The organism is Stutzerimonas sp. R40042, from assembly GCF_026642215.1.
Taxonomy (GTDB): Bacteria; Pseudomonadota; Gammaproteobacteria; order Pseudomonadales; family Pseudomonadaceae; genus Stutzerimonas; species Stutzerimonas frequens.
In genome coordinates this window covers 3,403,051-3,415,607 of the sequence record NZ_CP113258.1, presented here as the reverse complement: position 1 = coordinate 3,415,607, position 12,557 = coordinate 3,403,051, and the positions used below count along the sequence as shown (strand labels likewise).

Annotated in this window: 10 protein-coding genes; 6 read left to right on the top strand and 4 right to left on the bottom strand. The window is 65.0% G+C overall.

Annotated elements, in window-relative coordinates; translation table 11 throughout:
- Positions 1-2: 2 nt before the first annotated feature.
- On the top strand, positions 3-2,210 hold the full coding sequence (locus OUY36_RS16175) for a TonB-dependent copper receptor (RefSeq protein WP_267935114.1): 2,208 nt from the start codon (positions 3-5) through the stop codon (positions 2,208-2,210).
- Positions 2,211-2,375: 165 nt separating this feature from the next.
- On the opposite strand, the gene OUY36_RS16170 is transcribed toward OUY36_RS16175, so the two are convergent.
- From OUY36_RS16170 to xseA, 4 genes are all read right to left on the bottom strand, one after another.
- Positions 2,376-3,665 carry a mechanosensitive ion channel family protein gene (locus tag OUY36_RS16170; RefSeq protein ID WP_003284620.1) on the bottom strand — a complete coding sequence of 430 codons (1,290 nt, stop codon included), beginning with the start codon at positions 3,663-3,665 and terminating at the stop codon, positions 2,376-2,378.
- Positions 3,666-3,734: 69 nt separating this feature from the next.
- Positions 3,735-4,277 carry a hydrolase gene (locus OUY36_RS16165; RefSeq protein ID WP_267931004.1) on the bottom strand — a complete coding sequence of 181 codons (543 nt, stop codon included), beginning with the start codon at positions 4,275-4,277 and terminating at the stop codon, positions 3,735-3,737.
- Between the two features lie 19 nt (positions 4,278-4,296).
- Positions 4,297-5,121, bottom strand: coding sequence for a M23 family metallopeptidase (locus OUY36_RS16160; protein WP_267935113.1), 825 nt, complete (start codon positions 5,119-5,121; stop codon positions 4,297-4,299).
- 93 nt (positions 5,122-5,214) lie between these two features.
- Positions 5,215-6,591 (bottom strand): exodeoxyribonuclease VII large subunit, encoded by a 1,377-nt coding sequence (gene xseA / locus OUY36_RS16155; RefSeq protein WP_267935112.1) that lies wholly within the window; start codon positions 6,589-6,591, stop codon positions 5,215-5,217.
- A 128-nt stretch (positions 6,592-6,719) separates the two neighbouring features.
- On the opposite strand from xseA, the gene OUY36_RS16150 reads away from it, so the two are divergent.
- From OUY36_RS16150 to tadA, 5 genes are all read left to right on the top strand, one after another.
- Positions 6,720-7,271, top strand: a complete 552-nt coding sequence (locus OUY36_RS16150) for a sugar ABC transporter ATPase (RefSeq protein WP_200593237.1) — start codon at positions 6,720-6,722, stop codon at positions 7,269-7,271.
- 126 nt (positions 7,272-7,397) lie between these two features.
- On the top strand, positions 7,398-8,867 hold the full coding sequence (gene guaB / locus OUY36_RS16145) for an IMP dehydrogenase (protein ID WP_063542498.1): 1,470 nt from the start codon (positions 7,398-7,400) through the stop codon (positions 8,865-8,867).
- A gap of 110 nt (positions 8,868-8,977) precedes the next feature.
- The gene (gene guaA, locus OUY36_RS16140) at positions 8,978-10,558 is read left to right on the top strand and encodes a glutamine-hydrolyzing GMP synthase (RefSeq protein WP_020307002.1); all 1,581 of its coding nucleotides are present in this window, start codon (positions 8,978-8,980) and stop codon (positions 10,556-10,558) included.
- Between the two features lie 109 nt (positions 10,559-10,667).
- Complete coding sequence (locus OUY36_RS16135) at positions 10,668-12,038, top strand: multicopper oxidase family protein (RefSeq protein WP_267935109.1); 1,371 nt, start codon at positions 10,668-10,670, stop codon at positions 12,036-12,038.
- A gap of 19 nt (positions 12,039-12,057) precedes the next feature.
- Positions 12,058-12,552, top strand: coding sequence for a tRNA adenosine(34) deaminase TadA (gene tadA / locus OUY36_RS16130; RefSeq protein ID WP_267935107.1), 495 nt, complete (start codon positions 12,058-12,060; stop codon positions 12,550-12,552).
- Positions 12,553-12,557 lie beyond the last annotated feature (5 nt).

Below are 12,557 nucleotides of genomic sequence, written 5' to 3'. Positions count from 1 at the left end.
CTATGTCCAGCATTACTCATGGCCGTGCGGCGCGTGCGCGCCTGTCCGAATCATTTTCAGTCCAGCCGTCCCGTTTGCGCTGGCAGGTTGCCCATGCCGCACTCCTGGCGCTGCTCGCCGGTGGCGCGCTGGCGGCCGAGCATGATCATGCCGCCCACGGCGAGCAGGCCGACAGCGTCGAACTGGCACCGATGGTCATTACCGGTGTCAGCCAGCAGTCGCCACTCACCGTTGTTACCGACCCGAAGATTCCCCGCCAGCCGATGCCGGCCAGCGACGGCGCGGACTATCTGAAGACCATTCCCGGCTTCTCCGCCGTGCGCAACGGTGGGGTGAACGGCGATCCGGTATTCCGCGGCATGTTCGGCTCGCGCCTCAAACTGCTCTCCAACGGCGGCGAGATGCTCGGCGCCTGCCCGAACCGCATGGATTCGCCCAGTTCCTATATCAGCCCGGATACGTTCGACAAGCTGACCGTCATCAAGGGGCCGCAGACCGTGCTCTGGGGGCCCGGTGCGTCAGCAGCCACAGTGCTGTTCGAGCGTGAGCCTGAGCAGTTCAGTGAGCCCGACTACCGCATCAACGGCAGCCTGCTGACCGGCTCCAACGGGCGCTTCGACCGCAACCTGGATGCCGCGGCGGGTAACGCCCAGGGCTACGCGCGGTTGATGGCCAACAGCTCTCAGGCCGACGATTACGACGACGGCAATGGCGACACCATGCCGTCGCGCTACGACAAGTGGAACACCGATGTCGCCCTGGGCTGGACGCCGGATGCGGACACGCTCGTCGAACTGACCGCAGGTCGCGGCGATGGCTATGCGCGTTACGCAGGGCGCGGTATGGACGGCAGCCAGTTCCAGCGCGAAAGCCTCGGCCTGCGTTTCGAGAAGACCAACATCGGTGAGACCTTCTATGGCCTCGAGGCGCAGGTCTACTACAACTACGCCGACCACATCATGGACAACTACAGCCTGCGCGACTTCGTGCCGACTTCGATGATGACGGTTCCGACGCTTTCGCGCGTGGACCGCCGCACCCTCGGCGGACGACTGGTCGGTACCTGGCAATGGACCGATGTGGAGCTAAAGGCGGGTGTCGATGCGCAGCGCAGCGAACACCGAAAAGTCATGGATCCGACTTTGCACGTCAATCAGATGGTCGCGGCTGCAGGCAGTGACGCCTTGCCGTGGGTGCCGGATGCCATGCTGCACAACTACGGCGTGTTCGGCGAGCTGAGCTGGCAGCTGAGCGAGCGCGAGAAGCTGATCAGCGGGTTGCGCCTGGACCTGCATGAGGCTACCGATGAACGCGCCTTCTTCCGCAGCCATCATCCGACCCTGAAGAACATGATGGGCATGCCGATCAGCCAGAACTGGGACAACCCAACGGCCGGTGAGACTCGGCGTGACACGCTCTACAGCGGCTTCGTGCGCTACGAGGAAGAACTCACCAGCCTCCCGGCGACCTGGTATGCCGGCCTCGGCCATGCCGAGCGGTTCCCTGACTACTGGGAGCTGTTCGTCTCCAACCCCGGCCCGGTGGGCACCGTGCAGCCGTTCGAATCGGTACGCCCGGAAAAGACCACGCAGCTGGACGTCGGCCTGCAGTACGCCAAGGGGCCGCTGGAGGCCTGGGTTTCAGCCTATGCCGGGCTGGTGGAAGACTACATCCTGTTCAGCTACGTACCCGGCGTGATGCCCGGCATGCTCCGCGCCGAGGTCAGCAACGTCGACGCGACCATCGCCGGTGCCGAGATGGGCGCCAGCTATCGCTTCAGCAGCAACTGGAAGGGGGATGCGAGCCTGGCCTATGCCTGGGGCGAGAACCGCAGCGACGATCGCGCGCTACCGCAGATCCCGCCGCTGGAAGGGCGCCTGGGGCTGACCTATGAGCGTGACAACTGGAGCACCAGCGGTCTCTGGCGCGTGGTCGCCTCGCAGGGGCGGGTCGCCGAGAACCAGGGCACCGTGGTCGGCAAGGACTTCGACGAGTCCGCCGGCTTCGGCGTGTTGGCGGTCAACGGCGCGTACCGGCTGAACAAGAACTTCAAGCTCAGCGCCGGCGTCGACAACCTGCTCGACAAGGCCTACAGCGAGCATCTCAATCTGGCTGGCAGTGCGGGCTTCGCCGATTACGGCCTCGAGCCCACCAGCCGCGTCAATGAACCGGGCCGCACCTACTGGGCGCGGGTGGATATGAGCTTCTGACGAGACAACGGCGGTAAAGGAGCGGGGTTCGCCTCGCTCCGGACGTAGGTTGGCGCTGAGGCGCGGGGCGCGATGGTGCCACCGGCGGCGCTGGCGTCAGGGATGACGCAATGGGCAGTGCCCAAGGTGATGCCACACGCTTCGTGCCTCAGCGCCAACCTACGATTAGCTTTTCTCCCCGGTCGGGTGCTCATCCGGCTGCTGCAGCGCGGCATTACCGCGCGGTATCAGTGAATCACGCCAGTCCCGCATATCCCCACCGCTCGGGTGCTGGAATACCCGCAGGCCGAACTCCGGCAGGATCGCCAGCAAATGGTCGAAGATGTCCGACTGGATCGCTTCGTACTGTGTCCAGGCCACCGTGTTGGTGAAGCAGTAGATCTCCAGCGGCAGGCCATCGGCGGTCGGGCTCAGCTGGCGCACCATCAGCGTCATGTTCTGATGCACGCCAGGATGGGCGCGCAGGTAGCGTTCGACATAGGCGCGGAACGTACCCAGATTGGTGACCCTGCGGGTGTTGACCGGGTCCTGCCCGCGCTCGGCGAGCTTGGCGTTCCACTCGTCGATCTCCTTGCGCTTGTTGACCAGGTAATCCTCCAGCAGGCTGAAGCGGTAAAGCCGCTTGCGCTCTTCGGCGTCGAGAAAATGCACGCTCTGCTGATCCAGATACAGGCTGCGCTTGATGCGCCGACCGCCACTTTCCTGCATGCCGCGCCAGTTCTTGAACGAGTCGGAAATGAAGCGTTTGGTCGGGATGCTGGTGATGGTCTTGTCCCAGTTCTGCACCTTGACCGTATGCAGGGCGATGTCGATCACGTCGCCGTCGGCGTTGAGCTGCGGCATCTCCACCCAGTCGCCGACGCGGATCAGGTCGTTGGAGGTGATCTGCACGCTGGCCACCAGCGACAGCAGGGTGTCCTGGAAGATCAGCATCAATACCGCTGCCATGGCACCCAGGCCGGACAGCAGGATCAGTGGCGATCGATCGATCAGCGTGGCGATGATCAGGATCGTCGCGATGGCGTAGATGACGATCTTCACCACCTGCAGATAGCCCTTGATCGGGTGCAGGCGGGCGTCCGGCCGGCGCTGGTAGACCACGTTGATGATGTCGAGCACCGCGCCGAGGGCCAGTGCGATGGTCAGCACGATGAAGCCGCCGCAGACATTCTGCACCACGGTCACCGCAGCGTCCGGCAGGCCGGGGACCGTCCTTACGCCGATCGACAGCACCAGTGCCGGGACGATGTTCGACAGGCGCTTGATGACGCCGAAATCCTGCAGTTCGCCATCGCGCGTGTGCCGTAACAGGCGGTAGAGGCCGCGCACCAGGATGCGTTTGACGATCCAGTTGGATAGCCAGGCGGCGAAGATCAGCGTGGCGCTGGCAAGTAGGGTCTGCAGTTCGGCATGGGCTCTGAGCCAGTCCAGCCAGGTGGCCAGATCGTCAGACATGTGTTTCTCCATCGAAGGGTGGGCGGGCGGCCCCAGCGGTGTGCCCGGGCTGCGACTGGCGGCACTGGTTTAACGGATGAACTCGCGGCTGATCGTCTTGAACAGCTCGGTGCCGGCGCGCTCCATCCACTCGAAGGCAACCATCTCCCGCGAGACGATCTGCGCGCCGGCCTGGCGCATGCGCTGCAGCGCCAGCGCCTTGTCGCTGGCGCGCCGCGAGCTGACGGCTTCCTCGACGACGAACACCTCGTTGCCGCGGGCGCGCAGGTCGAGCACCGTCTGCAGCACGCACACGTGGGTCTCGCAGCCGCAGATGACGAACTGGCGGCGCTCACCACCGGGGCGCTTGAACAGCTCGCCGTCGCCGGCTGCGGAGAAGTGCAGCTTCTCGAGGATCGCGGTGTCCTCCACGCCGTCGCGCAGCGCGGCGATGGTCGGGCCGAGGCCCTTGCTGTACTGCTCGGTCAGCAGCACTGGCACACCGACCCGCTGCGCCACCTGCTGCAACCAGGCGGTGTGCTCGGCCATGGCGGCATTGTCGAGGATCACCGGAAACAGGCGTTCCTGGATGTCGATGATCAGCAGGGTGGAATCCGTTGCCTTGATACGCATCGCAGTGCTTCCTCGTGGTTCAGGGTTTGTAGGCGCCGATGAAGATCGCCGGATCGACGCGGGCATCGTTCAGGCTGACGTTCCAGTGCAGGTGCGGGCCGGTGGCACGGCCGGTCGCGCCGACCTTGCCGAGCACCTGGCCGCGCGCCAGCTGATCGCCGACCTTCACGCCGATTTCGGATAAGTGACAGAACATGCTGATCAGCCCCTGCCCGTGATCGACGAACACGGTCTTGCCGTTGAAGAAATAGTCACCGGTGAGTATGACCTGGCCGGCCGCCGGCGCCTTGATCGGCGTGCCGCTCTTGGCAGCGAAATCCAGCCCCGAGTGCGGGTTGCGTTCCTCGCCGTTGAAGAAACGGCGCAGGCCGAACGGCGAGGACAGCGGGCCGTCCACCGGGCGGTCGAACAGCAGATTGCTCGGCTGGTTGGCACTGAACTGCCGGTAGGCGCGGGTCTGTTCGTCCAGCTCGCGCTCGATGCGCTTGAGGTCTGCCGGATTCGGATTGACCTGGCGCTGATTCTTCAGGGTGATGTGCTGGGCGCGATAGTCGCGGCTGCCAACCTGAAAACCCGTGCTGCGGCCATCGACTTCCAGTTGCTGGGTACCTGCCTTGACCGACAGCGGGATGCCGACGATGGCAATCCAGCGCTGGCCGTCCTCGCGTATCACCAGCGTCGGTTTGCCCTGGTAGCGTGCCTGCGGTGCGCGCGGGCCATTGCCGAGTTCGATCACGGCGACGCCGCCGGGCACCGGCTTGTTCAGTAGGCGGGTGATGAAGCCTTCGGCATGTGCAGGCAGTGCAAGGGCGAGGGAGAACAGCAGGGCGAAGACACGAGGCATGGGCGGGTCCGTTGCGGAAAATGGCCCAATCCTCGCGTAAACCTCGGGCAAGAGAAAGGGCCAGGGATGTCAGGAAATTTCGGCGCGGCTTGCTTAGAGCAGTGGCAGGGTGACCGGTTGCAGATGATTGTCTTCCACCCGAACGTCTAGCTCGCCGTCGCCGAGCCTGGCCTTGAGCCGCTGGCCAGGCTCGGTCTGGCTGGCGCTGCGGATCGCCTGGCCGCGCTCGTCCAGCAGGATGCTGTAACCGCGGCTGAGTGTGGCCAGCGGGCTGACCACATTGAGCGTCTGTACGAGGCCCTGCAGCTGCTGGCGGCGGCCTTTGAGATTGGCCTGCATCGCCCGTGGCAGGCGTGAGGACAGATGTTCAAGTCGCTGGCGCAACAGATTCAGTGAACGCCCCGGATGTTGCGCGGCCAGTCGCGTTTCCAGCCGGGCCAGACGCTCCTGACCACTGCACAACCGACGGTCGACGGCACGCAGCAGCCGCTGCTCGAGGTCGTCGATGCGTTGGGCCTGCTGTTGCAGCCGTTCGCCGGGATGGCGCAGGCGGCGGGTCAGGCCTTCCAACCGCATGGCATCACGGTGCAGGCGGTCGCGCATGCGCAGCACCAGGCGCTGCTGCAGCCCGCTCAGCCGGTGTTGCAGGTCGGCGCTGCTGGGGGCCAGCAGCTCGGCAGCCGCGGATGGCGTTGGCGCGCGGACGTCGGCGACGAAGTCGGCAATCGATACATCGGTTTCGTGGCCAACGGCGCTGACGATCGGTGTCACACAGGCATCCACCGCGCGCGCCACGGCTTCCTCGTTGAAGCACCAGAGGTCCTCCAGCGAACCGCCACCGCGGGCGAGGATCAGCGCATCGAAACCCTGGGCGTCGGCCAGCTGCAACGCGCGAACGATCTGCCCGGTGGCTTCGCGGCCCTGCACGGCGGTCGGGATCAGGGTCAGCTCGACCTGCGGCGCGCGGCGCTTGAACACCGAGATGATGTCGCGGATCACCGCGCCGGTCGGCGAGCTGACGATGCCGATGCGCCGCGGATGCACGGGCAGGGCGGCCTTGCGTTCGGCTGCGAACAGGCCTTCGGCGCTGAGCTTTTCCTTGAGTGCCTCGAAGGCCAGGCGCAAAGCGCCGTCGCCAGCCGGCTCCAGCGTGTCGAGAATCAGCTGGTAGTCGCCACGGCCCTCGAACAGCGAGACCTTGCCGCGCACCCGCACCGCCAGGCCATCGCGCAGGGCCTGGCGAACCCGCGCCGCGTTCTGCCGGAACAGCGCACAGCGCACCTGGGCGTTCTTGTCCTTGAGGGTGAAATAGATGTGGCCGGAGGCCGGGCGGGCGAGGTTGGAAATCTCGCCTTCGACCCAGACCTGGGCGAACACGTCTTCGAGCAACAGGCGGGCGCGACCGTTGAGCTGACTGACGGTCAGCACTTCGCGATCGAGATTGAGACGCTGGAAGGGATCTTTGAGCATGGCGGCGATGATAAGCCGGGCGCGGCCAGGCGGAAACCGAATCTGCTTCGCGTCCGTCCAGCGGGCCTTGACCGGCCAACGCGCGGCGCTAAGCTGCGCGGCCTTTTCATCTCCCGTTCCGAGCCGTCATGAGCCACAGTCAAGCGATCATCGTGCCGCGCATTTCCACGTTTCCAGCGCACGAAGCCAAGGCGCGGATGATTCTGCGCTGGCTGGCCGAGCGGCGTATCGTCGAGGCGCTGCCGACCACCTGCGGCCGCGGTGTTGGCGGCATGGGTTACGCCATCGCCTCCGGCGCGCGCAGCGTCGTGCAGCATCCGGAGCGCTTGCCCTTTGGCGCGGCCATCAACGGCCTTGAAGTGGTGACCAAGCGCTGCATCTACACGCCGACACGGGATTTCGCCGAGGAGGCAGGCTGCCCCGAATGCCGTCGCGAGATCGGCGAGGCGTTGTTTGAAAGCCTTGACGAGTGGATGCCTAAGCAGACCGACAACTTCACCTGTCCGGAATGTGGCTTCGAGGACGATATCAACGGCTTCCTGTTCATTCCGGCCTGCGCGTTTTCCAACCTGGGCTTCATTTTCAACGGATGGGGTGAGGCCGGCTTGCGTCAGTCGTTCCTCGACGAGTTCGCCGAACGTCTGGGCTTTCCTGTAGCGCTGGTGATCGATCAGCTGTGACCGTTCGGTCATTCCGGCGATGCTGCGCATTTTGCCGTGCGCGACATACCTCACATCCGCATTGAGCGCGATGGGGTGCGTGGGTATAATGCCGCGCTTCCTTTTTCCCGCCTGGGAGCCCCCGCCATGCTGCGTATCAGCCAAGAAGCCCTGACTTTCGATGATGTTCTCCTGATCCCGGGATATTCCGAGGTTCTGCCGAAGGATGTCAGCCTCAAGACCCGCCTGACCCGCGAAATCGAGCTGAACATTCCGCTGGTTTCCGCGGCCATGGACACCGTCACCGAAGCCCGCCTGGCCATCGCCATGGCCCAGGAAGGCGGCATCGGCATCATCCACAAGAACATGAGCATCGAGCAGCAGGCTGCCGAGGTGCGCAAGGTCAAGCGTCACGAGACCGCCATCGTCCACGATCCGGTCACCGTCACCCCGGAAACCAAGATCAGCGACTTGCTGCGCAAGGCCTACGAGCTGGGTTTCTCCGGTTTCCCGGTGGTGTCCGGCAAGGAGCTGGTGGGCATCGTCACCGGCCGCGACCTGCGCTTCACGCCGAATGCCGGTGATTCCGTCGCGGCGATCATGACGCCCAAGGACAAGCTGGTCACCGTGCTCGAGGGCACTGGTCTGGAAGAGATCAAGACCAAGCTCTACGAACACCGTATCGAGAAAATGCTGGTGGTCGACGCCAACTTCCATCTGCGCGGCCTGGTGACCTTCCGCGACATCGAGAAAGCCAAGACCTACCCGCTGGCCTCCAAGGACAGCCAGGGCCGTCTGCGTGTTGGTGCGGCGGTCGGTACCGGTGCCGACACCGGTGACCGCGTCGAGGCGCTGGCCGCTGCCGGCGTCGACGTGGTGGTGGTGGATACCGCCCATGGCCATTCCCGCGGCGTGATCGATCGCGTGCGCTGGGTGAAGGAGAACTTCCCGCAGGTGCAGGTGATCGGCGGCAACATCGCCACCGCCGAAGCCGCGCTGGACCTGGTCAAGGCGGGCGCCGACGCGGTCAAGGTCGGCATCGGCCCGGGCTCGATCTGCACCACCCGCATCGTCGCCGGTGTCGGCGTGCCGCAGATCTCCGCCATTGCCAACGTCTCCGCCGCGCTGGAAGGCACCGGCGTGCCGATGATCGCCGACGGCGGTATTCGCTTCTCCGGTGACCTGTCCAAGGCCATCGTCGCCGGCGCCAACGCGGTGATGATGGGTTCGATGTTCGCCGGTACCGAAGAAGCCCCGGGCGAGATCGAACTGTTCCAGGGCCGCTCCTACAAGGCCTACCGCGGCATGGGCTCGCTGGGCGCCATGTCCCAGGCGCAGGGCTCCTCGGATCGTTACTTCCAGGACTCGTCGGCCGGTGCCGAGAAGCTGGTCCCCGAAGGCATCGAAGGTCGTGTGCCGTACAAGGGCTCGCTGGCGGCGATCATCCATCAGCTGATGGGTGGTCTGCGTGCCTCGATGGGCTATACCGGCAGCGCCACCATCGACGACATGCGCACCCGTCCGCAGTTCGTGCGCATCACCGGTGCCGGCATGGCCGAGTCGCACGTACATGACGTGCAGATCACCAAGGAAGCCCCGAATTACCGAGTGGGTTGATCCGCTCAGCTAGACAGGCGCCGGAAGCTGGCAGCGGGAGCCGGGAGAAATCCTGGTTTCGGCTTCCAGCTTCCGGCTTTCAGCTTCAGGCTCTTTCCGAAGGAAAGCTCATGGCTCACCAAGACATTCACGCCCACCGCATCCTGATCCTCGACTTCGGTTCCCAGTACACCCAGCTGATCGCCCGCCGCGTACGCGAGATCGGCGTGTATTGCGAGCTGCATCCGTGGGACATGAGCGAGGACGACATCCGTGCCTTCGCGCCACGCGGCATCATTCTCGCCGGCGGCCCGGAGTCGGTTCACGAGGAAGGCAGCCCGCGCGCGCCGCAGGCCGTGTTCGATCTCGGTGTGCCGCTGTTCGGCATCTGCTACGGCATGCAGACCATGTCCGAGCAGCTCGGCGGCAAGGTGCAGGGCTCCGATGTTCGCGAGTTCGGCTATGCCCGCGTCGATCTGGTCGGCAAGTCGAAGCTGTTCGACGGCATCGAAGACCACATGGATGACGACGGTGTGTTCGGCCTCGATGTGTGGATGAGCCACGGTGACAAGGTCACCGAGATTCCTACCGGCTTCCACATCCTGGCCAGCACCCCGAGCTGTCCGATCGCCGCGATGGGCGACGATGCCCGTGGTTATTACGGCGTGCAATTCCACCCGGAAGTGACCCACACCCGCCAGGGCGGTCGCATCCTGTCGCGCTTTATTCTGGAAATCTGCGGCTGCGAAGCGCTGTGGACGCCGTCGAATATCGTCGAGGACGCCATCGCCCAGGTGCGTGCTCAGGTCGGTGATGCCAACGTCCTGCTCGGCCTTTCCGGCGGTGTCGATTCGTCGGTGGTTGCGGCGCTGCTGCACAAGGCGATCGGCGACCAGCTGACCTGTGTCTTCGTCGATAACGGCCTGCTGCGCCTGCACGAGGGCGACCAGGTGATGGCCATGTTCGCCGAGAACATGGGGGTCAAGGTGATCCGCGCCGACGCCGAGGCGCAGTTCCTGGCCAACCTCGAAGGCGAGGCGGATCCGGAGAAGAAGCGCAAGATCATCGGTCGCACCTTTATCGACGTGTTCGATGCCGAGGCCAGCAAGCTGGACAACATCCAGTTCCTCGCCCAGGGCACCATCTATCCCGACGTCATCGAGTCAGCCGGCGCCAAGAGCGGCAAGGCCCATGTGATCAAATCGCACCACAACGTCGGTGGTCTGCCGGAAGAGATGAACCTCAAGCTGGTCGAGCCGCTGCGTGAACTGTTCAAGGACGAGGTGCGCAAGATCGGCCTCGAACTCGGCCTGCCTTACGACATGGTCTATCGCCACCCGTTCCCGGGCCCAGGCCTGGGCGTGCGCATCCTCGGCGAGGTGAAGAAGGAGTACGCCGACCTGCTGCGTCGCGCCGACCATATCTTCATCGAAGAGCTGCGCAACTTCGACTGGTACCACAAGACCAGCCAGGCCTTCGTGGTGTTCCAGCCGGTGAAATCGGTCGGTGTGGTCGGCGACGGCCGCCGCTACGCCTGGGTCGTCGCGCTGCGCGCGGTGGAGACCATCGACTTCATGACCGCGCGCTGGGCGCACCTGCCATACGAGTTGCTGGAGAAGGTGTCCAACCGCATCATCAACGAAATCGAAGGCATCTCCCGCGTGACCTACGATGTGTCGAGCAAGCCGCCGGCGACCATCGAGTGGGAATGATCTGAAGCAATGAGGGCAGCCCAGGCTGCCCTCATGCTATGCGCAGCCTCCGCAGAGAGGCGCGTCGAGCCTGATGGGCCCATGAATTCGGACTGGCTGGAGCCCATGCATGTCCTTTACCCGTAGACAGATTCTCGCCGGCCTGGCCGGCCTCGGTGTGGTCGGCCTGGCCGGTAGCGGTGCGCGCTACTGGCTCGGTCGCCCGGCCGATATCACCACCCACGACTATGAACTGATCGCCGCGCCGCTGGATGTCGAGCTGGTGCCCGGCCACGTAACGCCAGCGTGGGCCTATGGCGCGCAGGCGCCTGGTCTCGAGCTGCGTGGTCGCCAGGGTGACTGGCTGCGCGTGCGTTTCATCAACCAACTGCCGGAGCCCACCACCATTCATTGGCACGGCATCCGTCTGCCGTTGGAAATGGACGGCGTGCCCTATGTGTCGCAGCTGCCGGTCCTGCCCGGGGAGTTTTTCGACTACCGCTTCCAGCTGCACGATGCCGGCAGCTTCTGGTATCACCCGCACACCAGCAGCGCCGCGCAGCTGGGTCGCGGGCTGGTCGGTCCGCTGATCGTCGAGGAGCGCGAACCGAGCGGCTTCCGCCACGAGCGCACACTCAATCTGAAGAGCTGGCACATCGACAAGCAGGGCGCCTTCACCGAATTCAGCGTGCCGCGCGAGGCGGCCCGCGGTGGTACGCCGGGAGTGCTGTCGACGATCAACGGCAAGCATGCTCCGGTGCTGGATCTGCCGGCCGGGCAGGTCGTACGGCTGCGCGTGCTGAACCTCGACAATACGCTGACCTATCGGCTGAACCTGCCGGGCGGCGAGGCGCGCGTCTATGCGCTCGACGGCCACCCGATCGCGCCGCGTCCGCTGGGCAAGGAGTACTGGCTCGGCCCGGGCATGCGCATCGACCTGGCGCTCAAGGTGCCGCGGGCAGGCACCGAGCTGTCGTTGCGCAACGGTCCGCTGCGGCTGGCGACGCTGCGCTCGGTGACGCATGATGAAGCCACTGGCGACTGGCCGCCGGCACTGCCGGCCAACCCGGTCGCGGTGCCCGACCTGCAGCAGGCCGAGGTGCTGCGCTTCAATTTCGAGTGGGCCGGCCATCTTTCAGCGGATGTAGAGCAGGGGGCGGCCTACACGTTCTGGCAGATCAACGGCCAGGCCTGGGACATCAACGACAAGAGCTGCGCCGAGCGGCCGATCGCGACGCTGAAGAAGGATGGTCACTACATCTTCGAGCTGCGCAATCTGAGTCAGTATCAGCATCCAATCCACCTGCACGGCATGACCTTCCAGGTGATTTCTTCCAATCGCCGCAAGATCGATCCCTGGTTTACCGATACCTATTTGCTTGGCAAGAACGAGACGGCTCGCATCGCGCTGGTCGCCGATAACCCGGGCACCTGGATGTTCCATTGCCATGTCATCGACCATATGGAGACCGGCCTGATGGCCGCGATCGAGGTGGTATGAAACAGGGCAGGGCACAGTCGTGAGGAAGCCGCAGATCATCGACCGCAGCCAGGATGAGCGTTTCATGCGCGAAGCCCTGGCGCTGGCAGCGCAGGGCGCTGCGCTGGGTGAGGTGCCGGTGGGCGCTGTGCTGGTGCAGGATGGGCAGATCATTGGGCGCGGCTTCAACTGCCCGATCTCGCAGCAGGACCCCAGTGCCCATGCGGAAATGGTTGCGGTGCGTGACGCGGCGCAGGCGCTGCAGAACTATCGGCTACCCGGCGTGACGCTCTACGTCACGCTGGAGCCGTGCAGCATGTGCGCCGGTCTGATCGTGCATTCGCGCATCCAGCGGGTGGTCTACGGCGCCACCGAGCCGAAGGCGGGTGTGGTGGTCAGCCGCGGTCAGTTTTTCGAGCAGGCCTTTCTCAACCATCGTGTCTTGGTCGAGGGCGGCGTGCTGGCGGAGGAGTGTGGCGCGGTACTCAGCGAGTTCTTCCGCCAGCGCCGGCAGAAGGGGCGAGCGGACGGCTGATGCCG

Coding starts and splice junctions, on each gene's coding strand:
- xseA (WP_267935112.1), bottom strand. CDS start 6,591: ATGCTCAAAGATCCCTTCCAGCGTCTCAATCTCGATCGCGAAGTGCTG.
- OUY36_RS16165 (WP_267931004.1), bottom strand. CDS start 4,277: ATGCGTATCAAGGCAACGGATTCCACCCTGCTGATCATCGACATCCAG.
- OUY36_RS16170 (WP_003284620.1), bottom strand. CDS start 3,665: ATGTCTGACGATCTGGCCACCTGGCTGGACTGGCTCAGAGCCCATGCC.
- guaA (WP_020307002.1), top strand. CDS start 8,978: ATGGCTCACCAAGACATTCACGCCCACCGCATCCTGATCCTCGACTTC.
- OUY36_RS16150 (WP_200593237.1), top strand. CDS start 6,720: ATGAGCCACAGTCAAGCGATCATCGTGCCGCGCATTTCCACGTTTCCA.
- OUY36_RS16175 (WP_267935114.1), top strand. CDS start 3: ATGTCCAGCATTACTCATGGCCGTGCGGCGCGTGCGCGCCTGTCCGAA.
- OUY36_RS16160 (WP_267935113.1), bottom strand. CDS start 5,121: ATGCCTCGTGTCTTCGCCCTGCTGTTCTCCCTCGCCCTTGCACTGCCT.
- guaB (WP_063542498.1), top strand. CDS start 7,398: ATGCTGCGTATCAGCCAAGAAGCCCTGACTTTCGATGATGTTCTCCTG.
- OUY36_RS16135 (WP_267935109.1), top strand. CDS start 10,668: ATGTCCTTTACCCGTAGACAGATTCTCGCCGGCCTGGCCGGCCTCGGT.